The sequence below is a fragment of the Micromonospora sp. CPCC 205554 genome, from assembly GCF_036902745.1.
GTDB lineage: Bacteria > Actinomycetota > Actinomycetes > Mycobacteriales > Micromonosporaceae > Micromonospora > Micromonospora tulbaghiae.
On record NZ_JBAKHP010000015.1, the window covers coordinates 45,920 to 69,884 of the forward strand.

20 protein-coding genes are annotated in these 23,965 nt (G+C 72.3%); 6 read left to right on the forward strand and 14 right to left on the reverse strand.

All coding sequences use genetic code 11. The features are described from left to right. Nucleotides 1-59: 59 nt before the first annotated feature. The 10 genes from V6U82_RS19460 to V6U82_RS19505 all read right to left on the reverse strand — a co-directional run bounded on the left by V6U82_RS19460 (nucleotide 60) and on the right by V6U82_RS19505 (nucleotide 11,943). A complete protein-coding gene (locus V6U82_RS19460; protein ID WP_334463182.1) occupies nucleotides 60-3,764 on the reverse strand; it encodes a M12 family metallo-peptidase in 3,705 nt (1,234 codons plus the stop codon). Between the two features lie 208 nt (nucleotides 3,765-3,972). Then, a complete protein-coding gene (locus tag V6U82_RS19465; RefSeq protein WP_334463184.1) occupies nucleotides 3,973-4,599 on the reverse strand; it encodes a LysE family transporter in 627 nt (208 codons plus the stop codon). 517 nt (nucleotides 4,600-5,116) lie between these two features. Then, nucleotides 5,117-5,569 (reverse strand): metal-sulfur cluster assembly factor, encoded by a 453-nt coding sequence (locus tag V6U82_RS19470; protein ID WP_128137916.1) that lies wholly within the window; start codon nucleotides 5,567-5,569, stop codon nucleotides 5,117-5,119. Further along, on the reverse strand, nucleotides 5,566-6,039 hold the full coding sequence (gene sufU, locus V6U82_RS19475) for a Fe-S cluster assembly sulfur transfer protein SufU (protein WP_128137917.1): 474 nt from the start codon (nucleotides 6,037-6,039) through the stop codon (nucleotides 5,566-5,568). Before sufU ends, V6U82_RS19470 begins: the two co-directional genes overlap by 4 nt. A 42-nt stretch (nucleotides 6,040-6,081) precedes the next feature. Further along, a complete protein-coding gene (locus V6U82_RS19480) occupies nucleotides 6,082-7,386 on the reverse strand; it encodes a cysteine desulfurase (RefSeq protein ID WP_128137918.1) in 1,305 nt (434 codons plus the stop codon). 8 nt (nucleotides 7,387-7,394) lie between these two features. Then, entirely contained in the window at nucleotides 7,395-8,168 is a 774-nt protein-coding gene (gene sufC / locus V6U82_RS19485) for a Fe-S cluster assembly ATPase SufC (protein WP_120568931.1), read from the reverse strand. Further along, nucleotides 8,168-8,512 (reverse strand): non-heme iron oxygenase ferredoxin subunit, encoded by a 345-nt coding sequence (locus V6U82_RS19490; RefSeq protein ID WP_128137919.1) that lies wholly within the window; start codon nucleotides 8,510-8,512, stop codon nucleotides 8,168-8,170. The genes sufC and V6U82_RS19490 overlap by 1 nt, the downstream gene beginning before the upstream one ends. Beyond that, nucleotides 8,512-9,654 carry a Fe-S cluster assembly protein SufD gene (gene sufD, locus V6U82_RS19495; protein WP_334463188.1) on the reverse strand — a complete coding sequence of 381 codons (1,143 nt, stop codon included), beginning with the start codon at nucleotides 9,652-9,654 and terminating at the stop codon, nucleotides 8,512-8,514. Before sufD ends, V6U82_RS19490 begins: the two co-directional genes overlap by 1 nt. Nucleotides 9,655-9,739: 85 nt before the next feature. After that, entirely contained in the window at nucleotides 9,740-11,170 is a 1,431-nt protein-coding gene (gene sufB, locus V6U82_RS19500) for a Fe-S cluster assembly protein SufB (RefSeq protein ID WP_128137921.1), read from the reverse strand. After that, nucleotides 11,167-11,943, reverse strand: coding sequence for a helix-turn-helix transcriptional regulator (locus V6U82_RS19505; protein WP_334463190.1), 777 nt, complete (start codon nucleotides 11,941-11,943; stop codon nucleotides 11,167-11,169). The genes sufB and V6U82_RS19505 overlap by 4 nt, the downstream gene beginning before the upstream one ends. Nucleotides 11,944-12,041: 98 nt before the next feature. Between V6U82_RS19505 and V6U82_RS19510 the strand changes: the two genes are divergently transcribed. Both V6U82_RS19510 and V6U82_RS19515 read left to right on the forward strand, forming a co-directional pair. Beyond that, a complete protein-coding gene (locus V6U82_RS19510; RefSeq protein WP_334463192.1) occupies nucleotides 12,042-13,004 on the forward strand; it encodes a COX15/CtaA family protein in 963 nt (320 codons plus the stop codon). 73 nt (nucleotides 13,005-13,077) lie between these two features. Further along, complete coding sequence (locus V6U82_RS19515) at nucleotides 13,078-14,745, forward strand: right-handed parallel beta-helix repeat-containing protein (RefSeq protein WP_334463195.1); 1,668 nt, start codon at nucleotides 13,078-13,080, stop codon at nucleotides 14,743-14,745. Between the two features lie 22 nt (nucleotides 14,746-14,767). On the opposite strand, the gene V6U82_RS19520 is transcribed toward V6U82_RS19515, so the two are convergent. Next, entirely contained in the window at nucleotides 14,768-15,484 is a 717-nt protein-coding gene (locus tag V6U82_RS19520) for a CPBP family intramembrane glutamic endopeptidase (RefSeq protein WP_334463197.1), read from the reverse strand. 62 nt (nucleotides 15,485-15,546) lie between these two features. On the opposite strand from V6U82_RS19520, the gene V6U82_RS19525 reads away from it, so the two are divergent. After that, entirely contained in the window at nucleotides 15,547-16,134 is a 588-nt protein-coding gene (locus tag V6U82_RS19525) for a TetR/AcrR family transcriptional regulator (RefSeq protein ID WP_334463199.1), read from the forward strand. Between the two features lie 91 nt (nucleotides 16,135-16,225). Here the strand turns inward: V6U82_RS19525 and V6U82_RS19530 are convergent, their stop codons facing one another. The 3 genes from V6U82_RS19530 to V6U82_RS19540 form a co-directional block, all read right to left on the reverse strand. Further along, complete coding sequence (locus V6U82_RS19530; protein WP_334463201.1) at nucleotides 16,226-17,143, reverse strand: ATP-grasp domain-containing protein; 918 nt, start codon at nucleotides 17,141-17,143, stop codon at nucleotides 16,226-16,228. 10 nt (nucleotides 17,144-17,153) lie between these two features. Then, a complete protein-coding gene (locus V6U82_RS19535; RefSeq protein ID WP_013287454.1) occupies nucleotides 17,154-17,486 on the reverse strand; it encodes a hypothetical protein in 333 nt (110 codons plus the stop codon). Between the two features lie 217 nt (nucleotides 17,487-17,703). Then, nucleotides 17,704-18,663, reverse strand: coding sequence for a heme o synthase (locus V6U82_RS19540; protein ID WP_334463203.1), 960 nt, complete (start codon nucleotides 18,661-18,663; stop codon nucleotides 17,704-17,706). Nucleotides 18,664-18,926: 263 nt separating this feature from the next. Between V6U82_RS19540 and tkt the strand changes: the two genes are divergently transcribed. The 3 genes from tkt to V6U82_RS19555 all read left to right on the forward strand — a co-directional run bounded on the left by tkt (nucleotide 18,927) and on the right by V6U82_RS19555 (nucleotide 23,915). Then, the gene (tkt, locus tag V6U82_RS19545; protein ID WP_334463205.1) at nucleotides 18,927-21,065 is read left to right on the forward strand and encodes a transketolase; all 2,139 of its coding nucleotides are present in this window, start codon (nucleotides 18,927-18,929) and stop codon (nucleotides 21,063-21,065) included. A 16-nt stretch (nucleotides 21,066-21,081) separates the two neighbouring features. Further along, the gene (tal, locus tag V6U82_RS19550; RefSeq protein ID WP_334463208.1) at nucleotides 21,082-22,260 is read left to right on the forward strand and encodes a transaldolase; all 1,179 of its coding nucleotides are present in this window, start codon (nucleotides 21,082-21,084) and stop codon (nucleotides 22,258-22,260) included. 83 nt (nucleotides 22,261-22,343) lie between these two features. Next, a complete protein-coding gene (locus tag V6U82_RS19555; RefSeq protein ID WP_334463209.1) occupies nucleotides 22,344-23,915 on the forward strand; it encodes a glucose-6-phosphate isomerase in 1,572 nt (523 codons plus the stop codon). Nucleotides 23,916-23,965 lie beyond the last annotated feature (50 nt).

Sequence of the window (23,965 nt, forward strand, 5' to 3'; positions counted from 1 at the left end):
CCCGGAACGCAGCGCGGGAGGACACCGTTACCGGTGCCCTCCCGCGTCTGCCGCGTGGATCAGTGGACGGTGAGGTTGCCGCCCTTCAGCTTGACCTCGGCGGTCGCGCCGCCCGTCCAGTCGGACGAGAAGAGCAGCGAGCCGCCCCGCCACAGGGTCACCCCGACGGTGTCGTTCCTGCCGGGTGCGCCCCGGTCGGTCACCGTCACGGCCAGGGTCAGACCGGAGGCCACCACCTTGCCCCTGTTGTCGTACAGGGCGGCCTGGTAGCGCACCTGGGCGGCCTTGCCCGCCGAGGTGACGCCGAGCGCGTCGACGGCGCCGGCCTCGATCGTGTACGACTTCCCGCCGGAGCGGAACTCGACCTCGGCCTTGCCCGTGGCGGGCTTGTTCGCCTTGCCCGGCTTCGCGTTCAGCTCCACCTCGACCGTGGAGTTCACGTCGGCCGGGTAGGTCCCCGCCGAACGGGAGGCGGTGAACTCGCCGCCGCCGGTGAGGAACCCGCCGTCGGGGACGGCGACTGTCACCTGGGCGGTGGTGCTGCCCGTGTAGTTGCCGCCCACTGTCGCGGTGACCGTGTGCGTGCCCTTCGGCAGGGTGGCCGTGCACGCCGCGGACGCGGTGGTGGTGGCCGTGCCGAGCAGGTCGAGCACACCGGTGCAGAGCGCCACGCCACCCGAGGTGAAGGTGACCGTGGCGGTACGGATGTCACCGGCTGTGGTGTCCGTCGCACCGGGCAGCACCGAGCCGTCCCGGACCACGGCTCGCAGCAGCGCCTGGCCGGACGCGCCGCCGGCCGCCGTGTTGACGAGCGTGTCACCGGCCCAGCTGACCGCCGCGTCCTCGGCGGCCACGGTGACGGTGAACGAGGTGCTGCCGGTCAGCCCGGAGCCGTCGGACACGGTCACGGTGACCGGGTAGTCCCCCGGGGCCGCCGTGGTGGTGCCGGCGACCGTCCAGGTGCGCGACCCGGGCCGGGCGTCCGTCGCCGAGGTGCTCGTGACGGCCAGGGACAGGCCGGTGGGCAACCCGGCGGCCGCAGCGGTCAGGTCCGCGCCGGCGGTGTCGCCGTCGGTCGCGGTGACCGTGACGGCCGGCGAGAGCGCGTCGCTGTACTGGACGTGTACGCCGCCGTCCGGTGCGGTGCTGGTGACAGCCGGGGCGGACCGGATGGTGAAGTCGGCGTCGTTGACGTCGAAGAAGACGTTGCCGACCGCCTCGATCTTGATCCGGGCCTTCCCGGTCGCCACGTTCGGCAGCGTCACCGTCGCGGTGCCGGTGTTCGCGGTCTGCTCCGCCAGCACGTACGGGAAGGTCAGCCCGCCGTCGGCGGACAGCGAGATCTTCACCTGGGCGGCGTTCACCGGCGCCACGTCGGTGCCGGCCACGTCCCACGTCACGGTCTGGGCCGAGCCGCCGTCCAGGACGGCGGCGGTGTCCTGCGAGGCCACCAGGAACGGACCCGCGTCCGGCGCCAGCACCACGGCGACGTCGCCGCTGCCGATGCCGCCGCCACCCAGCCGCCCGTCCCGGGCGGTGAGCTTGAAGTGCAGGGTCCGGTCACCGGCGATGCCGACCCAGTCGCGGGTGGGCAGGAACTCCGAGTAGCAGTCGACCAGCTCGGCCGGCACGTTCGACGCGCCACCGGTGGCCGGCGGCGCAGGCGGGGCCGGGCAGGTGCCGGTGGCGGCGTTGGTGTTGCCGGCCAGGATCTGCCGCATGTCCGGGAAGACCCGGGTCGAGTCGGTGGTGACCGCGTTCAGACCCGGCGAGTGGTACTTCAGCGTGTCCGTCGGCGACACGATCGCCGCCTCGCCGAACACCCGGAACAGGGGGCCGTTGACCTTCGTGTTGTTCGTGAGCGCGGTGCCGGTCGTGGCGCCCCTGTCGTTCTGCTCCCACAGGTACGTGACCGTGTCGCCGTCGGCGTCGGTGGCGCTGCCGGTCAGCGCGAACGGCGTACGTACCGGGATGGTGACGGTGTCCGGGACGGTGACCACCGGGGCGTGGTTGGTGGTCTCCTCGACCAGCCAGCCGCCGTTGTCGACGGCGCCGCCCTTGGCCGTCTCGCCGACGAAGCCGGAGGCGCCGGAGGCGTTCGACAGCTCCAGCGACGCCACGTTGGTGGTCGCCAGCGTGCCGCCGAAGGTCACCTGGAAGCCGTTGTCGTTGAGCGTGCCGCTGCCACCGAAGGCGGCCACGGTGACCGTCGCGCCGGCCGGCCAGCCGGCGATGCCCTCGACGGCCGCCTTGATGCCGGCGGTGGTGTAGTTGACGCCCCGCACGATCGGCGCCGAGTCGCTGCCCGCGTAGCTGAGGGTGAACGAGTCACCGTCGGCGTCGAACCCGTACAGCGAGATGTTCTGCACCTCGTTGATCGCCGGGCGGTTCGACGTGACGTAGTTGGTGATCTCGGTGTAGCTGCGGTGCGACCAGTACGGGTCGCTGTGCGGCTGGAGGTTGTCCTGCTGGCAGATGCCCGCGTACGCCATGATCGACGAACCGCTGCCCGGCTCGTACGAGTTGGCCGCGCTGCGGTTGCCGCCCGAGCAGTTGTACTGCGTGCCGTTGAAGGTGTGGTTGCCGGCGAACTGGTGACCCATCTCGTGCGAGACGTAGTCGACCGCGTAGAAGTCGCCGACCGGCGTCGGCAGGCCGGTGCAGCCCTGTGCCTTGCCGTTGCCGCCGATCACGCCGAGGCTCGCCACGCCGCCGCCGTTGACGCCCAGGCCGACGTGGCCCACGTCGTAGTTGCTCGCGCCGACCAGCTGACCGAGCACGATCCGGTTACGGCTGAGCGTGCCGCTGCCGCAGGAGGTCAGCTGCGCCGGCGTGAAGCAGGCGGCCGCGCCGCACGGGCCGTTCGGCTCGGTGGCCAGGGCCGGCGTGTTCAGGTTGGTCTTGTCGGTGTCATCGATCAGCACGAGCCGGATCGCGGTCTCGTCCTCGTAGATCTGGGTGACCCGGTTCATCAGCGTCACCTTCGCGGCGGTGACGTTCTCCGCGCCGAAGTAGGCGGCGTACGACGGATCGGTCACCAGCGCCACCCGGTAGGTGCGCAGCTTCACCAGCGGCCCGGCCGGGACGTCCGCCTCGGCGATCTCCTCGGCCAGCGCGTGCGCCTCCTGCGTGACGTCCTCACGCTCGACGAACTCGCCCTCGGGGTGCTCCAGGTCGCGGGCGAAGTAGCTCGCGTAGAGGCTCTGGTCGCGCTGGTAGTACGGGTCGATGTACCAGTTGCCCGCGGCCGAACGGACCGAGGCGTGGAACCCGAGCGGGGTGAGGTCCGCGCGGATGGTCGCCGTCGGGTCGTCCAGGCCCTTGCCGGCGTACGTGGTGATCTCCGGGTGCCGGGCGGCCAGGCCGGCCTCCATGACCGGCGAGTCGACCAGCTCGAAACGCTGGAACGTGCCGTCCGGAGCGGGCAGCGACACCACCTGCTTCGGCACGCGGGCCACCGCCACGCGCTTCTCGGCCGGCGCCTTGTCCAGCAGGCCCTTCATGGTGCCGCGGTCCAGCTCGTACGCGGCCAGCCGCTTGGCCTTGACGGCGGCCTCGCGGCCCGCCTTGGTGGCCGCCGGCTTGCCGTCCACCTTCTGCCACGGTCCGTGGACAGCGGGTGCGGCGGAGACGGGCGCGGGCGCCGCGAGAACGGGAAGCGTCGCCGCGGCCAGCGCGGCGACGAGGAGGGCAGCGGTCCGTCCGCGCCGTGGCAGGCCGGTGGGTTGCCGGTCGCGCGGCGGACGCCCCAGGGTGATCCTCAAGTCTTCTCCCTGTGCGGTCGGGTGTGGACCGGCGTATGACCGGTGATGATGACCGGACGTACGTGAAGGGTCCACGGATTGTTCCGTGACCCTAGGACCACTCGCGACTGCGAACATCACCCGCGAAGACGATGTGGTTCCACCTGGACGGTGATCCACGTCGTTCCGGGCCGCGGGATCCGCGCGACGGGCCGGCCGTCCCCTTCGGTCAGACGCCGAGCAGAGTCGCGACCGCGAGGGCCGCGACGATGACGGCGGACAGCAGCGCGGTGAACCGCCGCCCACGGGGACCGGTGAGGGCCCGGCCGATCAGCGTGCCACCGCCGGCGATCAGCAACTGCCAGCTCGCCGAGGCGAGGAACACCCCGGCGGTGAAGGCGGCCGCGCCCGCCGGGCCGGAGCCGAGCACGTCGCCCCGGCCGAGGACGAGCGCCACGAAGTAGACCACTGTGGCCGGGTTGAGCAGGGTCAGTGCGAGAACCGCGGCGAACGCCCGTACCGGCGTGTCCAGGCCGCCCCGCGCACTCGGCTGTCGCGTCGCGGCCGGCGGGCGCAGCGCGCGCCAGGCGGTGAGGCCGGCGAGGGCCAGCAGCACCGCCGCGGCGAGCAGGCGCAGCGGGCCCGCGAGCGGCGCGAGCATGCTCGCCACCGCGGCCCCGCCGAGCGCCGCCACCGCCGCGTAGAGCCCGTCGGCGGTGGCCACGCCGAGCGCCGCCGACGAACCGACCCGGAACGAGGTACGGGCGCTGAGCCCGAGGATGAGGATCGCGATCGCGCCGACCGGGATGGCGACGCCGTAGCCGGCGACCAGGCCGGCGAGGAACGCCCCGGTCACGACGACGGGTGGTGGGGCGAGGCGGCCGGCGGCAGGGCGCGCTGTCGGCGTGCGGCCATGGCCGCACGGACAGAAACCTGCTTCGGGTACGCCTCGATCACCCCCAAATCCTGCTGCCGCCCTTCCCCACCCCGCCACCCATTTCCCACCCCCCTCCCCTCCCCTCCCCTCCCCTCCCTTCCTTGTCCTCGTCGATCTTGCACTTGTGGCCCTGGAGGCGGTCGGAATGCCCGCTCTGCCCGGGCAGGATGTGCATGATCGACGAGGAGGGGTGTGCGGGTGTCAGGACCGTGCAGCGGTCAGGGTCCGGCTCGGTTCGCGTGGAGATCTTGGTACGAAAGGGCCCCCATGAGGGCCGTTTCGTACCAAGATCTACGAGGTCTCCTGACTGGTGGACGCGAAGTCTCAGCAGCTGGGCGGGGCGGGGCGGGGCGGGGCGGGGGCGGGGGCGGGAAACGGTGCGGGCGCGGCACCCCTGGTTGGGGTGCCGCGCCCGTGGCGGTGACCGGGAGAACTGTCAGACGTTGAAGCCGAGCGAGCGGAGCTGGTCGCGCCCCTCGTCGGTGATCTTGTCGGGGCCCCACGGCGGCAGCCAGACCCAGTTGATCCGGATGTCGTTGACCAGGCCACCGCCGGGACCGGTGGTCAGCGCCTGCCGGGCCTGGTCCTCGATCACGTCGGTCAGCGGGCAGGCCGCCGAGGTCAGCGTCATGTCCAGGGTGGCGACGTTCTCGTCGTCGACGTGGACGCCGTACACCAGGCCCAGGTCGACCACGTTGATGCCCAGCTCGGGGTCGACGACGTCCTTCATCGCCTCCTCGATGTCACCGATCGCGGCCTTGCCGCCGGCCGGTGCCGCCGCACCAGCGGCCGCACCGTCGGCACCAGTCCCGTTGACGGCCGCGCCACCGGCAACAGCGCCGTCCGTCGCCACCGCGCCGGCCTCGGGGGTCATGTTCTCGTCGCTCATGCCTTCACCTCCGGGCTCACGCCCACCCCGGCGCGTGCCGCGGCGTCCTTGAACGCCATCCACGACAACAACGCGCACTTGACCCGGGCCGGGTAGCGCGCGACACCCGCGAACGCCACCCCGTCTCCGAGCACGTCCTCGTCCGGCGTGACCTGGCCCCGCCCGGACATCAACTCCACGAACGCCTCGTGCACCACGGCGGCGTCGCTCGCGGCCCTGCCGCGCAGCAGCTCGTGCAGGATGCTCGCCGACGCCTGGCTGATCGAGCAGCCCATCCCGTCGTACGAGATGTCGGTGAACACGCTGCCGTCGGTCGCCACCCGTACGGTGATCTCGTCGCCGCAGGTCGGGTTGACGTGGTGCGCCTCGCCGACCCGGGCGGCCGGGTCCGCCGCGTCCCGCAGGCCGCGGCCGTGCGGGTGCTTGTAGTGGTCCAGGATGATCTCCTGATAAAGAGAATCAAGTTGCATCAGGCTGAACTCCTGTCGACTCGCGGACTCCTGCGTCGTCGCTCACGCGAACACCTTCCGCACCTGCTCCAGACCCGCCACCAGGGCGTCGATCTCCGCGGTGGTGGTGTAGAGGTAGAACGACGCCCGCGTCGTGGCCGGCACCCCGAACCGGGTGCACACCGGCCGGGCGCAGTGGTGGCCCACCCGCACCTGCACGCCGAGCGAGTCGAGCACCTGGCCGACGTCGTGCGGGTGCACGTCACCGAGCGCGAACGAAATCGTCCCGCCCCGGCCCACCGGCACGGTCGGACCGAAGATCCGCAGGCCGGGCACTGTGGCGAGGGCGTCGAGCGCGTACGCCGTCAGCTCCTTCTCGTGCCACTGGATGGCCGGCATCCCGATCGCGGTGAGGTAGTCGACCGCCGCGCCGAGCGCGACCGCCTCGGCGATCGGCGGGGTGCCCGCCTCGAACCGGGCCGGCGGCGCGGCGAACGTCGAGCCGGCCATGGTCACCGTCTCGATCATCGAGCCGCCGCCCATCACCGGGGGCATCGCGGCGAGCAGCTCGCCCCGGCCCCAGAGCACGCCGATGCCGGTCGGGCCGCACATCTTGTGCCCGGTGAAGACGATGAAGTCGGCGTCGTGGTCGACCACGTCCATCGGCAGGTGCGGCACCGACTGCGAGCAGTCGAGCAGCAGCAGCGCGCCGACCTCGCGGACCCGCGCGGTGATCCGCGAGGTGGCGTTGACGGTGCCGAGGATGTTCGACATGTGCACCAGCGAGACGATCTTCGTCCGCTCGGTGACCAGGTCGTCCAGGCCGGACTCGTCGAGCCGGCCCTGGTCGGTGACCGGGAACCAGCGCAGCGTCGCGCCGGTGCGCTCCGCCAGCAGCTGCCACGGGACGATGTTCGAGTGGTGCTCCATCTCGGAGATCACGATCTCGTCGCCGGGGCCCAGCCGGAACCGCGGGTCGCCGTCCGCGCGCAGCGACGCGTTGGAGAACGCGTACGCCACGAGGTTGATCGCCTCGGTGGAGTTCTTGGTGAACACCACCTCGTCCACGCTCGGCGCGTTGATGAACGCGGCGATCTTCGCCCGCGCGCCCTCGTACGCCTCGGTCGCCTCGGTGCCCAGCGTGTGCACCGAGCGCGACACGTTGGCGTTGTGCAGCGCGTAGTGCTCGGCGAGCACGTCGAGCACCTGCCGCGGCTTGTGCGAGGTGTTGGCGCTGTCGAGGTAGACCAGCGGGTGGCCGTTGACCTCCCGGTCGAGGATCGGGAAGTCGGCCCGCACCTTCGCCACGTCGAAGCGCGGCACGTCGTCGTACTGCGGCATGCCCGCCGGGATGGCCATCGAGGTCATGTCGAGTCTCAGGCCCGCGCCGCGCCGGCCCCGGCGACGTACCGCTCGTAGCCCTCTTCCTCGAGCTTGTCGGCCAGCTCCCGGCCGCCCTGCTCGACGATCCGGCCGGCCACGAAGACGTGCACGTAGTCGGGCTTGATGTAGCGCAGGATGCGGGTGTAGTGGGTGATCAGCAGCAGGCCGGTGTCGCCGGTGTCGCGCACCCGGTTCACGCCCTCGCTGACCACGCGCAGCGCGTCCACGTCCAGGCCGGAGTCGGTCTCGTCGAGGATGGCCATCTTCGGCTTGAGCAGCTCCAGCTGCACGATCTCGTGCCGCTTCTTCTCACCGCCGGAGAAGCCCTCGTTGACGTTGCGCTGGGCGAACGCCGGGTCCATCTGGAGCTTCTCCATGGCGCCGCGCAGCTCGCCGGCCCAGGTGCGCAGCTTCGGCGCCTCGCCGTCGATGGCGGTCTTGGCGGTACGCAGGAAGTTGGCCACCGACACGCCGGGAACCTCGACCGGGTACTGCATGGCCAGGAAGAGGCCGGCGCGGGCCCGCTCGTCGACGGACATCGACAGCACGTCCTCGCCGTCGAGGGTCACCTCGCCGCCGGTAATCTCGTACTTCGGGTGACCGGCGATCGAGTACGCCAGCGTGGACTTGCCGGAGCCGTTCGGGCCCATGATGGCGTGCGTCTCACCGGAGCGCACGGTCAGGTCGACCCCGTGCAGGATCGGCTTGAGCTCACCCTCGGGCAGCTTGACCGACACCTTCAGGTCGCGGATCTCCAGGGTGCTCATCAGCGGGTCACTCCATTGCTCGGCAGCGGACGGCCGTCGCCGTCCACGGAAAGGTAGATGTCGCCGTCGCGGACTTCGACGGAATAGACGGGTACGGGTTCGGTCGCGGGCAGCCCGGTGGGCTCACCGGTACGCAGGTCGAAACGGGATCCGTGCAGCCAGCATTCCAGCGTGCAGCCCTCGACCTCGCCCTCGGACAGCGCCACGGCGGCGTGCGAGCACTCGTCGTGCACCGCGTAGAACACGTCGTCCTCGCCGTGCACGATCGCGACCTGCACGCCGTCCACGTCGGCGCTGATCGCGGTGCCCTTCGGCACGTCCTCGGCGGAGCAGATCTTGAGCATCAGGCGCCGGCCTTCGCCAGCCGGGCCTCGATGGCGTCGCCCAGGCGCTCGCGCAGGTCCTCGACCGGGATCTTGTTGATCAGCTCGGCGAAGAAGCCGCGCACCACCAGGCGCCGCGCCTCGGCCTCCGGGATGCCCCGGGCCATCAGGTAGAACAGCTGCTCGTCGTCGAACCGGCCGGTCGCGCTGGCGTGCCCGGCGCCGGCGATCTCGCCGGTCTCGATCTCCAGATTGGGTACGGAGTCGGCCCGCGCGCCGTCGGTGAGCAGCAGGTTCCGGTTGATCTCGTACGTGTCGGTGCCCGTCGCCTCGGCGCGGATCAGCACGTCGCCGACCCAGACCGTGTGCGCGTCGTCGCCCTGCAGCGCGCCCCGGTAGCCGACGTTGCTGCGGCAGTCCGGCACGGTGTGGTCGACCAGCTGCCGGTGCTCCAGGTGCTGGCCGGAGTCGGCGAAGTAGACGCCGTACAGGTCGGCCTCGCCGCCGCGCTGGGTGTACTCCACCGACGTGTACTGCCGGACCAGGTCACCGCCGAGGCTGACCTGCACGTGCAGGATCCGGGCGTCGCGGCCCAGCCGCACCTTGAGGTGCTGCGCCTGCACCGCGTCGTCGGCCCAGTCGGCGACCGTGACCAGGGTCAGCTTCGCCCCGTCGCCCACCGACACCTCGACGTTGTCGGCCAGCGTGGCCGAGCCGACGTGCTCGATCACCACCGTGGCCTCGGCGAACCGGTCCACCTCGACGAACGTGTGGCCGAAGGCGAGCGCCTCGGCGTTCTCGCCGACCACCCGCAGGCGCACCGGCTGCTCCACCACCGCGTCGCGGTCGACCCGCACCAGCAGCGCGCCGTCGGCCCCGCCGTACGCGAGCGCGCTGACCCGGTCGAACGGGGTGAGCACGCTGCCCACCCGGGGGTCGTCCCGGCCGATCCGGTCGACGGTGACGCCCTCGGGCAGGTCACCGTACTCGTGCCGGACCGCGCCGGTCGCGCCCTGCGCCGACGCGGTCAGGCCGCGCAGGCGCTTGAGCGGGGTGAAGCGCCACTCCTCCTCCAGGCCGGTGAGGGCCGGGAAGTCGGCGACGTCGTACGAGCGGAGCGCCTGCGACTTGGTCGTAGGCGGCGCGGAAGCCTGGGTAGTCATCTCTTCCTTGGTCTGTTCTGCGATGGATCGGAGGGTCGGTCGCGTTGGTCCCGACGCGGCGTGACGGGTCCGGGCCGCGCGGCGGTCAGCCCACAGCCCCTTCCATCTGGAGCTCGATCAGGCGGTTGAGCTCCAGCGCGTACTCCATCGGGAGCTCCTTGGCGATCGGCTCGATGAAGCCGCGCACGATCATCGCCATCGCCTCGTCCTCACTCAGGCCCCGGCTCATCAGGTAGAAGAGCTGGTCCTCGCTGACCTTCGAGACGGTCGCCTCGTGCCCCATCGACACGTCGTCCTCGCGGATGTCGACGTACGGGTAGGTGTCGGAGCGGGAGATCGTGTCGACCAGGAGCGCGTCGCACTTGACGGTGCTCTTGCTGCTGGTCGAGCCCTCCAGCACCTGCACCAGACCGCGGTACGAGGTGCGGCCGCCGCCCCGGGCGATCGACTTCGACACGATGGTCGAGGAGGTGTGCGGCGCGGCGTGCACCATCTTGGCGCCGGCGTCCTGGTGCTGGCCCTCGCCGGCCATGGCCACCGAGAGCACCTCGCCCTTGGCGTGCTCGCCGGTCATGTAGACCGCCGGGTACTTCATGGTGACCTTGGAGCCGATGTTGCCGTCGATCCACTCCATGGTCGCGCCCTCGTGGCACACGGCGCGCTTGGTGACCAGGTTGTAGACGTTGTTCGACCAGTTCTGGATGGTCGTGTACCGGCACCGGGCGTTCTTCTTGACGATGATCTCCACGACGGCGCTGTGCAGCGAGTCGGAGGAGTAGATGGGCGCGGTGCAGCCCTCGACGTAGTGCACGTACGCGCCCTCGTCGACGATGATCAGCGTCCGCTCGAACTGGCCCATGTTCTCCGTGTTGATCCGGAAGTAGGCCTGCAGCGGGATCTCCACGTGCACGCCCTTCGGCACGTAGATGAACGAGCCACCGGACCAGACGGAGGTGTTCAGCGCGGCGAACTTGTTGTCGCCGACCGGGATGACCGTGCCGAAGTACTCCTTGAACAGGTCCTCGTGCTCCTTGAGGGCGGTGTCGGTGTCGAGGAAGACGACGCCCTGCTCCTCCAGGTCCTCACGGATCTTGTGGTAGACGACCTCGGACTCGTACTGCGCCGCGACACCCGCGATCAGCCGCTGCTTCTCCGCCTCCGGGATGCCCAGCTTGTCGTAGGTGTTCTTGATGTCCTCGGGCAGGTCCTCCCAGGAGGTGGCCTGCTTCTCGGTGGACCGGACGAAGTACTTGATGTTGTCGAAGTCGATCCCGGTGAGGTCGGCGCCCCAGTTCGGCATCGGCTTGCGGCCGAACAGCCGCAGGCCCTTGAGCCGCAGGTCGAGCATCCAGGCCGGCTCGTTCTTCTTGGCCGAGATGTCCCGCACCACCGCCTCGTTGAGACCGCGCTGGGCGACCGCCCCGGCGACGTCGGGGTCGGCCCAGCCGTACTCGTAACGACCGAGGGCGGCGAGCTGCTCCTCCTGGGTCAGGGGCTGAACGATCTGCTCGGTCATCTATCTGTCCTCACAGTGGTGACGGTGGAACCGGACTGGGCGGGAATGTGCGTGGTGCACACGCCGTCGCCGTGCGCGATGGTGGCCAGGCGCTGTACGTGAGTGCCGACCAGACGGGAGATCACTTCGGTCTCGGCCTCGCACAGCTGAGGGAACTCGGCGGCCACGTGCGCCACCGGGCAGTGGTGCTGGCAGAGCTGGCCGCCGGAGGCGATCGTGGACGCGTTGGCAGCGTAACCCTCGGCGGTCAGCGCGCCGGCGAGCGCCTCCGCCCGCGCGAGCGGGGCGTCTCCGGCGTCCTCCATGGCCGCCCGGCAGCGGGTCTCCAGCGCGGAGACCTGCTCGGCCGCGAACGCCGCGACCGCCTCGGTGCCGCCGGTGCGGGCGATCCACCGCAGCGCGGCGGTGGCCATGTTGTCGTAGTGGTGGGTGCCGCAGCGACCGCGGCCCGCCTCGGTGAGCGCGAAGACCTTGGCCGGACGGCCGCGCCCGCGGCTGCCGCGTACGGTCTGGTCGCGGGCGACCACGTCACCGTCGGCGAGCATCGCGTCGAGGTGCCGGCGGATCGCGGCCGGACTCAGGCCGAGCGCCGAGCCGAGCTGCGCGGCGGTGGTGGGACCACGCTCCAGCAGCAGCTGGGTGACCCGGTCGCGGGTCGACAGGTCGGCCGGTGCGGCCTCCCGCTCGCCACGCCGTACGCTGCGACGTGCGCGCGAACCACCGGCGACCGGACCGGTCACCGGCGTTCGGGAGAGCGCCGCCGCGTTTTTCACAACGGCAACGTTACGTAATTCGCGGAGGGCCTGCAAACCCGGGGTCCGGTGATTCCGACCACCGGGGTGCCGGAGTCACCCGATCGGGATCAACTACGGTGCGTAGGATTCGCTCCGTGAAGCGATCCGTCCGGTTTCCGGTCTCCGCCACGCTGCTGCGCCGCCTCGCGCTCGCCTCGATCATCGCGAACGTCGCGATCGTGGTCACCGGCGGGGCCGTCCGGCTCACCGCCTCCGGCCTCGGCTGCCCCACCTGGCCCCGGTGCACCGAGGACTCCTACACCACCACGCCCGAGATGGGCGTGTACGGGGTGATCGAGTTCGGCAACCGGCTGCTCACCTTCGCGGTCGGGATCATCGCGCTCGCCGTGGTGCTGGCCGTGCTGGCACACCGTCCGCGCCGCCGCGGGACGCTGCCGCTGGCCGTGGGCGTGCTGTTCGGCATCCCGGCCCAGGCGATCATCGGTGGCATCACCGTGCTCACCAACCTCAACCCGTGGGTGGTCGGGCTGCACTTCCTCGCCTCGATGGCGGTGATCGCGGTCGCGTACGCGCTCTGGCGGCGCATCAAGGAGCCGGACGGACCGGTGGCGCCGACCGTGCCGGCACCGCTGCGTACGCTCGCCCGGATCACCACCGCGGTGAGCGCGTCGGTGCTGGTGGTCGGCACGTGGGTGACCGGCAGCGGACCGCACGCCGGCGACCACGGCGCGGCCCGCAACGGCCTGGACCCGGCGGCGATCTCCCAGGTGCACGCCGACGGCGTCTTCCTGCTGATCGGCCTGTCGGTGGCGCTGTACTTCGCGTTCCGGGCGGTCGGCGCGGCGCGGGCGGCGCGGGCCGCCGCGGTGCTGATCGCGGTCGAGCTGGGCCAGGGCGTGATCGGCTTCGTCCAGTACTTCACCCACCTGCCCGCCCTGCTGGTCGGCGCGCACATGCTCGGCTCGTGCCTGGTGCTACTGGCCACCCTGGGCGTGCTCTGGGCGACCCGGGAGCGGCTGCCGGCCACCCCGGCGGCGCCGGCCGCGTCCGCCGCGCAACGGGTGGGCGCCGCCGCCTGAGCGGGGCGTTACCGCGCGGCGGGAGCGGGAAAGCGGTCCGGGCCACCGACCGTCCGCCCGAGGGGAGCGCCCCGTGTCGCGCAAGAGCCTCGCCACCACCACCCCGCAACGGCTGACCCCGGTCGCCGGCGCGCCGCTGTGGTGCGACGCCCGCGAGTACGGCCTCACCGGCGACGGGGTCACCAACGACCAGCCCGCCCTGGCGGCGCTGGTGGACCGCCTCGGTGCCGGGTACGACGCCGACGGCCGGGCCCGGGTGATCTACTGCCCGCCCGGCCTCTACTCGATCCGCGACGCCGGCACCGTGTGGCGCAGCGGCGTCTCGCTGATCGGCGCCGGACCGGCGGCGACCCGCTTCCTGCTCAGCAATGAGGGCAACCGCAGCGCACCGGTCCCGCTCGCCTTCTGGACCACCGTGCAGCACGGCGCGGACCGGGACCGGCACATCGCCGACTGCTCGTTCGCCGACTTCGAGATCGACGGCTCCGGCGTGGCGCAGACGTCCTACGACTACCTGGCCAAGGGGCTGGGCCTGCAGTACGTGGTGCGCGGCGTGTTCCGCAACCTCTACATCCACCACACCGGGGCGACCGGCCTGGGCTGTGACTTCCTCCAGGACAGTCTGATCGACGGCGTGGTCGTGGTGGGATGCGGCCGGCTGGACAACGGCGACCAGATGGGCGGCGCGGGCATCGGCGTCGGCATCGGCGGCTGGGGCGACGTGGAGCGCCTCACCATCGCCAACTGCACCACCATCGGCAACGGCACCAACGGCATCTTCCTGGAGTTGCAGAAGGACTACTGGACCCCGCCGCGCGGTTTCCGGATCATCGGCTGCCACAGCCAGGCCAACCGGTTCGGCATCTCCGACTGGGGCGCGGACGGGCTGATCGTCTCCGGCTGCACCATGACCAACAACCTGGAGGCCGGCTTCGACGTGTCCGGCAACGGCACCGCCGGGGTGGCCGGGCGCGGCGGCCTGGTCACCGGCTGCGTGATCGACGCCAACGTCGGCGACGGGATCAGCATGGGCAACACCCCCGGCCCGTACACGGTGCAGGGCAACCGGATCAGCCGCAACGGCGGCTTCGGCTACCACGAGCACGACCTGGGCCACGGCTACCGGGGCGCGGCGGCCGACGTGGTGATCCAGGACAACGACATCCGGGAGAACGCGCTGGACGGCATCCGGATCGACCGGCCGATGCTCGACACGTCGATCGTCGGGAACCGGATCCGGGACAACGGCCGCCGTTCCGCACCGGCCTGCTCCGGCTCCGGCGAGGCGGTGCGCTACGGCCCGCGCGAGGTCACCGACGGCAACGCGGACTGGCCGGCCGGCGGGCACCGGGGCAAGGTTGTGCGGGTCGGCTCCCGCGACGCGGTGGTGTCCGACAACAGCGCCGACCGGCTCTCCCTGGCCGAGGTACGCCCGGACGGCTCCACCGGCTGGAACGCGGCCACGCCGGGGCCCGGCACGGCGTACGAGCTGCCCGACTCACCGCCCGCGTGCGGCGGCATCACGATCGCCGCGCCGTTCGACTCGGCCACTGTGCGCGGCAACCGGATCTGGCACCGGGACGCCGACACCCAGGCGTACGGCATCTGGGTCACCGAGGCGGGCAGTTGCGTCTCCTGCGCGTTCGAGGACAACGACCTGGCCGGCACCGAGGCCGCGCTGCGGCTGGACACGCCGCCGATCGGCGGCCGCTGGGCGCGTAACCACAGCGACCGCGACTGAGCGCGCCGCCGCCTGCGGGCGGTCAGGCGGTCGCCTCGGCGGCGAACGCCAGCGCGACGAGCGTTCCGTTGCTGACCGCGTGGGCGAGGATCGGCACCCAGAGACTGCGGTGGCGGTGCAGCAGCCAGGCGAACAGCAGCCCGGCGAAGAGCGCGCTGACGGTGTTGAAGACCCGGGGCAGGTGCACGAGGGCGAAGATGGACGCCGACAGCACCACGGCGGCCACCGCGGGCAGCCGCGCGGCGAGCCCCTGGTAGAACACACCCCGGTAGAGGATCTCCTCGTAGAGCGGGGACACGACGGCGCCGAAGGCGAACGCGAAGGCGAACTGCGCGAGCAGGCTTCCGGCGGGGTAGCCGCCCTCACCGCCGCCGCCCTCGACGAGCGCGGCGGGCAGCGCCACCACGAGGACGAGGGTGAGCGCGGCCTTGGCCAGGCCCCAGCCGACCGCCACGCCCACCTGACGGCGCGCGGGACGGACGAGCAGCAGCGGCCGGGTGATCTCGCCGAAGCGGTGGCGCACCACCGCGAGGCCGACGACGAGCTGGGTGCCGTTGATCAGGACCCAGGCGATGGTGGACGCCGCCGTCTCCGACATCCCCAGCCGCTCCGGTCCCCGGGCCAGGAAGTCCGCCACCGCCGAGTTGGCCAGGCCGACGCCGACGGCGAGCACTAGCGCCATGTCGAGGTAGCTGAACCGGCGGGTGTCGCGCGCGGGGTCGGCGAGCAGTCCTGTCATGCCCGGCAACGTTAGGCGGCCGACCTATATCGGTCAAATGACCGACCATCTATGATCACGTCGTGCCCAAGGTTGTGGACCACGAGGAGCGGCGGCGTCATCTCGGCGCGGCGGCCTGCGTCGTGCTGGCGCGCAGGGGGTCGGCCGGCATGACGGTGCGGGCCGTCGCCGCCGAGGCCGGGATGCCGCTGGCGACCGCGCAGCACTACCTGCCGAGCCGGGAGATGATGGTGCGGGCGGCCATGGACCATCTGGCCGGGCGCGTGGTGGCCCGGGCCCGGACGATCCCCGCCGACCCGGTCACACCGGAGGTGATCCGCCGGGCGGTCCGGCAGCTCGTCCCGCTGGACGCCGAACGCGCCTTCGAGGCCCGCGTCTGGCTGGTCCTCACCGCCGAGGCGCTCGTGGACGAGCAGGTCGCGGCGATCCTGGCGGAGAGCGAGGCGCAGATGCGGGCGAACGTCGAGCGGCTGCTCACGCTCGGCCGGGCCGCCGGTGGCATCGCCGCACACGTGGACGCGGCAGCCGAGGCCGCCGCGCTGGCGACGCTGCTGGACGGCGTCACGGTGCGGATGCTGACCACCGGCCTCGACCCGGCCGACGCGCGCGCGGAGATCGACGCCCACCTGGCCCGGCTCGCACCGGCCTGACCCGCTCCCCTGCCCTCGGCCGGGCCGGACGGCGGACGGCCGGGCGCCGTCCGCGGCGATCAGCGCCGCCGCCGACGGCGCCGTCCGAGGGTCAGCGGCGGCGGGCCAGGTGGGTGAGCACCGCCTCGGCGAGCCGGTCCGGGGCGCCGTCGGCGTACCCGACGAACAGGCTCGGCTCGGTCAGCTCCAGCTCGACCAGCACGGGCGCGCCGTCCGGACCGGGGATCAGGTCGACGCGGGCGTAGAGCAGCCGGTCCGGGCCGCCGGGCATCGCCGCGAGCACCTTCTCGGCCACGGCCCGCTGCTGCGCCGTGGCGGTGCGGGCGTCGATCCGCTCCTCCTTGTAGAGCGCGGCCTCGCCCAGGTCCGGCCCGCTCAGCATCGGACCCTTGCGGATCGCGTGGCTGAACGCCAGGCCGCCGGGGCCGGCCAGGAACAGCAGCGCGGTCTCCCCGGCGGTGTCCACCGCGTCCAGGTACGGCTGGACCATGGTGACCCGCCCGGCGCCGGAGAGCCGCCGGACGTGGGCCACCGCCAGCTCGCGGTGTTCCGGGTCGGTCAGGTCGTAGCGGCCGGTGTCCTGGCTGCCCGCGCTGACCGCCGGCTTGATCACGTACTCGCCGCCGGCCGGTGGCGTCCACTCCCGCCCCGGCTCGACCCACTCCGTCGGCACGGTGGGCACCCCGGCGGCGGCCAGCTCGGACAGGTAGCGCTTGTCGGTGTTCCAGGCGACCACGTCGGCCGGGTTGACCAGGGCCGGCACGGTGCGCGCCCAGGCCACGAACTCCTCCCGGCGCAGGGCGTAGTCCCACGGGGAGCGGAGCACGACCAGGTCGTACCCGGTCCAGTCCACCGAGGGGTCGTCCCAGACCGCGATCTCGGCGGTGACGCCGCGGGCGGCGAGCGGGCCGAGCGCGAGCCGGTCGTCCGGGTCGAGGCCGGGCAGCTCTGCGCAGGTGACGAAAGCGACCCGGGGTCTCCCCCGGGTCGACTGGTGGTGGTTGGTCATTCGGTATATGTCAACGGGCCATCGTGCGCCGGGCCATCGACCGCCACAGGTCGTTGCTCGGACGCATCTGGTCCATCAGTTCACGCTCCCAGGCGTTCTCGACGTCGACCCCGGCCTTGGCGCAGGCCTGCCGCGCGACGTCCGTGCCGTCGGCGAACTGGTCCGCCCATACCCCGTCGGAACCCACGAGGACGATCCGTGCGCCGCGCTTGCCGACGTACTCGATGACCGCCTTCGCGCCGCCGTGCCCGGCGGCGAACGACTTGATGCCCGCGACCAGGCCGTTGGGGGCCTGCTCGGCGGTCTTGTCAGCCGTCAGCGTCGTATCGGAACCATCTGCCATGACGCGAAGCCTAAGCAGAGTTCCACCCGGATGTGCGAGAACCATGAACTGAATGTGATGCCAATTACCCATCGGTTTAAGAAGAACCACAGGTAATTCGCCCGCACATGTCGCTTATATCTGGGCGAAGCGGACGGGCGGGATCGTCACAATCTGTCCGGGTTGAACCCCTCCGGAAAGCCCGAAAAAAATTTCTGATGAACCGCCGGACGGCGGGTCAGATCAGCGCGTCGAGCGCGACCGCCGCGAAGAGAATCGTGAGATACGTGGTCGACCAGTGGAACAGCCGCATCGGCTTGACCGCCTCGCCGCGCGTCGCGCGCCGGCACAGCTTGTGTGCCTCGACGAGGAAGATCCCGCCGACCACGAGCGCGGTCACCCCGTAGATCGGGCTCATCCCGAGCGGCCAGACCGCCAGCGAGGAGAGCACCGTCAGCCAGGAGAAGCCGATGATCTCGGCGTTGACCCGCCGGACCGAGGCCACCACCGGCAGCATCGGCACACCGGCGCGGGCGTAGTCGGCCTTGTACTTGATGGCCAGCGCGTAGAAGTGCGGCATCTGCCAGAAGAAGACCACCGCGAACAGGCCCCACGCGGCCGGCGCCAGCGAACCGGTCACCGCCGCCCAGCCGATCAGCACCGGCGCGGCCCCGCAGATGCCGCCCCAGAACGTGTTGGCGGCCGTGGTCCGCTTCAGCCACAGCGTGTAGACCAGGTCGTAGTAGGCGATCGCGGCCAGCGTCAGCACCGTCGCCAGCCAGTTCGTCGCCGCCGCCATCAGCGCCACCGACACGGCCGCCAGCACCAGGCCGAAGACCAGCGCGCTGCGCGGCGACACGGTGTGCGCGGGCAGCGGGCGCCGCTTGGTGCGCCGCATGAGCTGGTCGATGTCGCGGTCGATGTAGCAGTTGATGACGCTCGCCGCGCCGGCCGCGAGCGACCCGCCGACCAGCACCACGGCGACCAGCCACAGCGACGGCATCCCGCCGTGCGCGAGCATCATCGCCGGCACGGTGGTGACCAGCAGCAGCTCGACGATCCGCGGCTTGGTCAGCGTCACGTACGCCGCCACCACGGCGCGTACGTCCCGCCGGCCGCTCGCCGGCGCCTCCGCCACCGCGCCCACCGGCGACTGCCCGGCAGGGTTGCTGACGGGGCGCTCGGTGATCATGCTCACGGATTGCCACCTTCCGGCATCGGCGGGGGAGGTCGTTCGGCCCGGACCGCTGCGGGTCCACACACCGCCCCACACACTACGCGGCGTCGTTTTCGCTGCCCCGTGGACCCGGCAACGGTGCGAGCCGTCACACCTGGGGTTGAACGACCGAAGCTCCGGGATCCGTACAGAACAGCATGCTGAGATCCCCGGGCGGACGTTTAGCACCGCTCGATAGGGTCATCAGTGAGGGTTCCGCCCATCTGCCGAGGAGCACAACCATCGTGGCTGCCAACCGACCCGAGCTTCCCGCTCTCAACTGGTCCGACCTCGACCGCAGGGCCGTCGACACGGTCCGCGTGCTGGCCATGGACGCCGTGGAGAAATCCGGCAACGGCCACCCGGGGACGGCGATGAGCCTCGCCCCGGTGGCGTACCTGCTCTTCAACCGGGTCATGCGGCACAACCCCGCCGACCCGAACTGGGCCGGTCGCGACCGGTTCGTGCTCTCCGCCGGCCACTCCAGCCTGACGCTCTACATCCAGCTCTTCCTCTCCGGCTACCCGCTGGCGCTGGACGACCTCAAGGCGCTGCGCCAGTGGGGCTCGCTCACCCCGGGCCACCCGGAGCACGGCCACACCCCGGGCGTCGAGACCACCACCGGGCCGCTCGGCCAGGGCCTCGGCAACGCGGTCGGCATGGCCATGGCCGCCCGCCGCGAGCGCGGCCTGTTCGACCCCGAGCCGGACCGCGCCGACTCCCCGTTCCGGCACGACATCTGGTGCATCGCCTCCGACGGTGACATCGAGGAGGGCATCACCCACGAGGCCAGCGCGCTCGCCGGTCACCAGCAGCTCGGCAACCTCTGCGTGATCTACGACGACAACGAGATCTCGATCGAGGACGACACCCGCATCGCCAAGAGCGAGGACGTGGCGGCCCGCTACGAGGCGTACGGCTGGCACGTGCAGACCGTCGACTGGCGCCGCGGCGACGCCGACCAGGGCGACTACCACGAAGACGTGGAGGCGCTGTACGAGGCGCTGCTGGCGGCCAAGGCGGAGACCGGCCGGCCGTCGTTCATCGCGCTGCGCACGATCATCGGCTGGCCCGCGCCGAACAAGAAGAACACCGGCAAGATCCACGGCTCGGCGCTCGGCGCGGACGAGGTCAAGGCCACCAAGGAGATCCTCGGCTTCGACCCGCAGCGCACCTTCCAGGTCGACGAGGAGGTGCTCAAGCACGCCCGCCAGGTGCTGGAGCGCGGCGCGCAGCAGCAGGCCGAGTGGACCACCCGGTTCGACGCGTGGGCGAAGGCCGACCCGGAACGCAAGGCGCTGTGGGACCGGATGGCCACCCGTACGCTGCCGACCGGCTGGACCGACGCGCTGCCGACCTTCCCGGCGGACGCCAAGGGCGTCGCCACCCGGGCCGCCTCCGGCAAGATCCTGGCGGCCCTGGCGCCGGTGCTGCCCGAGCTGTGGGGCGGCTCGGCCGACCTGGCCGAGAGCAACAACACCACGATGAAGGGCGAGCCGTCGTTCGTCCCGGCCGCGCACGCCACGAAGGACTTCCCCGGTGACGAGTACGGCCGCACGCTGCACTTCGGCATCCGCGAGCACGCCATGGGCTCGATCCTCAACGGCATCGCCCTGCACGGCGGCACCCGCCCGTACGGCGGCACGTTCCTGGTGTTCAGCGACTACATGCGCCCGGCGGTGCGGCTGGCCGCGCTGATGAAGCTGCCGGTGACCTACGTCTGGACGCACGACTCGATCGGCCTCGGCGAGGACGGCCCGACGCACCAGCCGATCGAGCACCTGACCGCGCTGCGGGCCATCCCCGGCCTGGACGTGGTCCGCCCGGCCGACGCCAACGAGACGGTCTGGGCGTGGCGGCAGGCGCTGGAGCACACCGACCGGCCGACCGCGCTGGCGCTCAGCCGCCAGGCGCTGCCGACGTTCGACCGCACCGACCTGGGCGGCGCCGAGGGCGTCGCCAAGGGCGGGTACGTGCTGGCCGAGGCGTCGAACGGCAAGCCGCAGGTGATCCTGGTCGGCACCGGCTCCGAGGTGCAGCTCTGCCTCACCGCGCGGGAGCGGCTGGAGGCCGACGGCACCCCCACCCGGGTCGTGTCCATGCCGTGCCAGGAGTGGTTCTTCGCCCAGGACGAGGCGTACCGGGAGTCGGTGCTGCCTCGCGGGGTAAAGGCACGGGTGAGCGTGGAGGCGGGCATCGCGATGTCGTGGCGCGCGATCGTCGGCGACAGCGGCGAGTGCGTGAGCATCGAGCACTACGGCGCCAGCGCGCCGCACACCGTGCTCTTCGAGCAGTTCGGGTTCACCCCCGACCGGATCGTGGCCGCCGCGCACGCGGCGCTGACCCGGGTGGGCGACATCACCGGTTTCACGACCGGCAACTGAGGGGAGCGTGGACGGCATGACGGACAGGCTGAAGGAGCTCCAGGGCGCCGGTGTGGCGATCTGGCTCGACGATCTTTCCCGGGTACGGCTGAGCTCCGGCGGGCTGGACAAGCTGCGCCGGGAGAGCCACGTCGCCGGGGTGACCACCAACCCGACGATCTTCGCGAAGGCGTTGAGCGACGCCGACGAGTACGACTGGCAGCTTCGTGACCTCGCCGTGCGCGGCGTGGACGTCGAGGAGGCGGTCCGCATGCTCACCACGTACGACGTGCGGTGGGCCTGCGACGTGATGCGCCCCTCGTACGACGTCAGCGGCGGCGTGGACGGCCGGGTGTCGATCGAGGTGGACCCGCGCTCGGCGCACGACGCGGCGAAGACCGTCGCCGAGGCCAAGGCGCTGTGGTGGCTGGTCGACCGGCCGAACCTGTTCATCAAGATCCCGGCCACCGAGGAGGGCCTGCCCGCGATCACCGCGACGCTCGCCGAGGGGATCAGCGTCAACGTCACGCTGATCTTCGGCCTGGACCGGTACTCGCAGGTGATGGACGCCTTCCTGGCCGGCCTGGAGCAGGCGCAGGCGAACGGGCACGACCTGTCGAAGATCGGCTCGGTCGCCTCGTTCTTCGTCTCCCGGGTCGACACCGAGGTGGACAAGCGGCTGGAGAAGATCGGCTCGGACCAGGCGAAGTCGCTGCGCGGCAAGGCCGCGGTCGCCAACGCTCGGCTGGCGTACGAGCGCTACGGCGAGGTCTTCTCCTCGGCGCGCTGGCAGAAGCTGGCCGACGCGGGCGCCCACCCGCAGCGCCCGCTGTGGGCCTCCACGTCGACGAAGAACCCGGACTACCGGGACGTCATCTACGTCGAGGAGCTGATCGCGCCCGGCACCGTCAACACGATGCCGGAACCGGTCGTCCACGCCTACGCCGAGCACGGCGAGACGAAGCCGGACACCGTCACCGTCGCCTACGACGACGCCCGCCAGGTCTTCGCCGATCTCGAGTCGGTGGGCGTGGACCTGTCCGACGTGATCGCCACGCTGGAGCGCGAGGGCGTGGAGAAGTTCGAGGCGAGCTGGGTGGAGCTGCTGGAGGGGGTCAAGAAGTCCCTCGCCGAGGCGGCCAAGGGCTCGGGCAGCCCGCACCGGGCCGCCGAGGGGAACGCACAGGCGGCCCAGCAGGCCGGCGGCAACGCGTGACAGACGGCGTCCGACGCGTCCCGGGGCCGGGCCCCGGGACGCGTCGCGCCGTACCGTGGAACGGGTGACACTGAGGGGATGCCGTGAGTGACCTGCTGGCCGGGCGGGCGGACATGGCCGCCGGCCTGGCCGTGCGCGGGGCCGACGCCCTCGGTGCGTCCACCCGCGCCACGCTCGTCTCCCACGACGTCCCGGCCCGGCTCGCCGCCGCCGACCCGGCCCTCTGGGGACCCGCCGCCGAGCCGGCGGCCCTCCACCGGCTGGGCTGGCTGCACGCCCACCGGCACAGCCGGGACCTGCTCCCCCAGCTCGCCGAACTGGCCGCCGAGCTGGACGACCTGGACCACGTGGTGCTGGCCGGCGCCCGCGGCGACACGCTCGCCGCCGAGGTGCTGGCCGACTGCCTGGGCCGGCCGGTGACGGTGCTCGACACCGCCGATCCGGGGCCGGTGCGTGCCGCGCTCGCCGACCGTCCGGCGCGTACCCTCCTGGTGCTCGCCGCCCGGCACGGCCTCGACCGGACCACCGACGCCCACCTGCGGGCCTACCGGCAGGCGTGGGCGGACGAGGGCCCGGATGCCGCCCGGCACGTCGTGGTGGTCACCGAGCCCGGCTCGGAACTCGCGGCGCGCGCCGACGAGCTGGGCGCCGTGGTGATCCCGGCCGAGCCCGGCGTGTCCGGGCCGTGGGCCGCGCTCACCGCGTTCGGCCTGGTCCCGGCCGCGCTGGCCGGCGCGCCGGTGGCCGAGGTGCTGGACGAGGCCGAGGCGCTCACCGGCGCGCTCGACCGGGACCGGGACAACCCCGCCCTGGCGCTCGGCGCGGCCCTGGGCGCGGCGCCCGGCACCGGACGGGACACGGTCGCGCTGGTCCCCGACGGCACCGGCCTCGACGGCCTGGGCCGCTGGGCGGGTGCGCTGCTCGCCGACGCCACCGGCGGACGGCTGCTGCCGGTGGTCGCGGAGTCCCCCGACTCCCCCGGCGCCACCGGGCCGGGCGTGCTCACAGTCGGTCTCGGCGGTGCCCTCGGCGCCGGCGTCGGACCGGGCGTGGCCGCCGACGTCGCGGTCAACGGACCGCTCGGCGCGCACCTGCTCGCCTGGGCCTGCGCCGCCGCGACCGCCGCGGTGACGCTGCGGACCGACCCGTTCGCCGCGCCGCCGGACCCGGTGGACGACGACGCGGCGCCGGAGAGCGGGCCGCCGTCGTCGGCCGAGGGCGCGATCGAGGTGTACGCCCCGAGCGGCGTCCCGGCCGACCTGACCGGCGCGCTGCGCTGGCTGCTCGACGGGCTGGGCGAACGGGAGCACCTCGTGGTGACCGCGTACCTCGACCGGCACGCCGACGCGGCGGTCGCCGGGCTGCGCCCGCTGCTGGCGCGGGCCGCCGGACGCCCGGTCACCTTCGGCTGGGGACCGCGCCGGCCGGAACACACCGACCCGCACGGCCGGCACCTCCAGATCACCGGTGCGGTCACCGATGATCTGGAGGTGCCCGGCCGTCCGTACACCTTCGCGCAGCTCCAGGCGGCCCAGGCCGCCGGCGACCGGCGGGCCCTGGCCGGCCGGGAGCGACCGGTGCTGCGACTGCACCTGACCGAGCGGGCGGCGGGTGTCGCCCAGCTCCTGGAAACGGCCGGACGGACACGCACGTGACGATCAATGACCTGGAATCAGCGGACCGAGACGCAGGAGGAGGTGGCCCG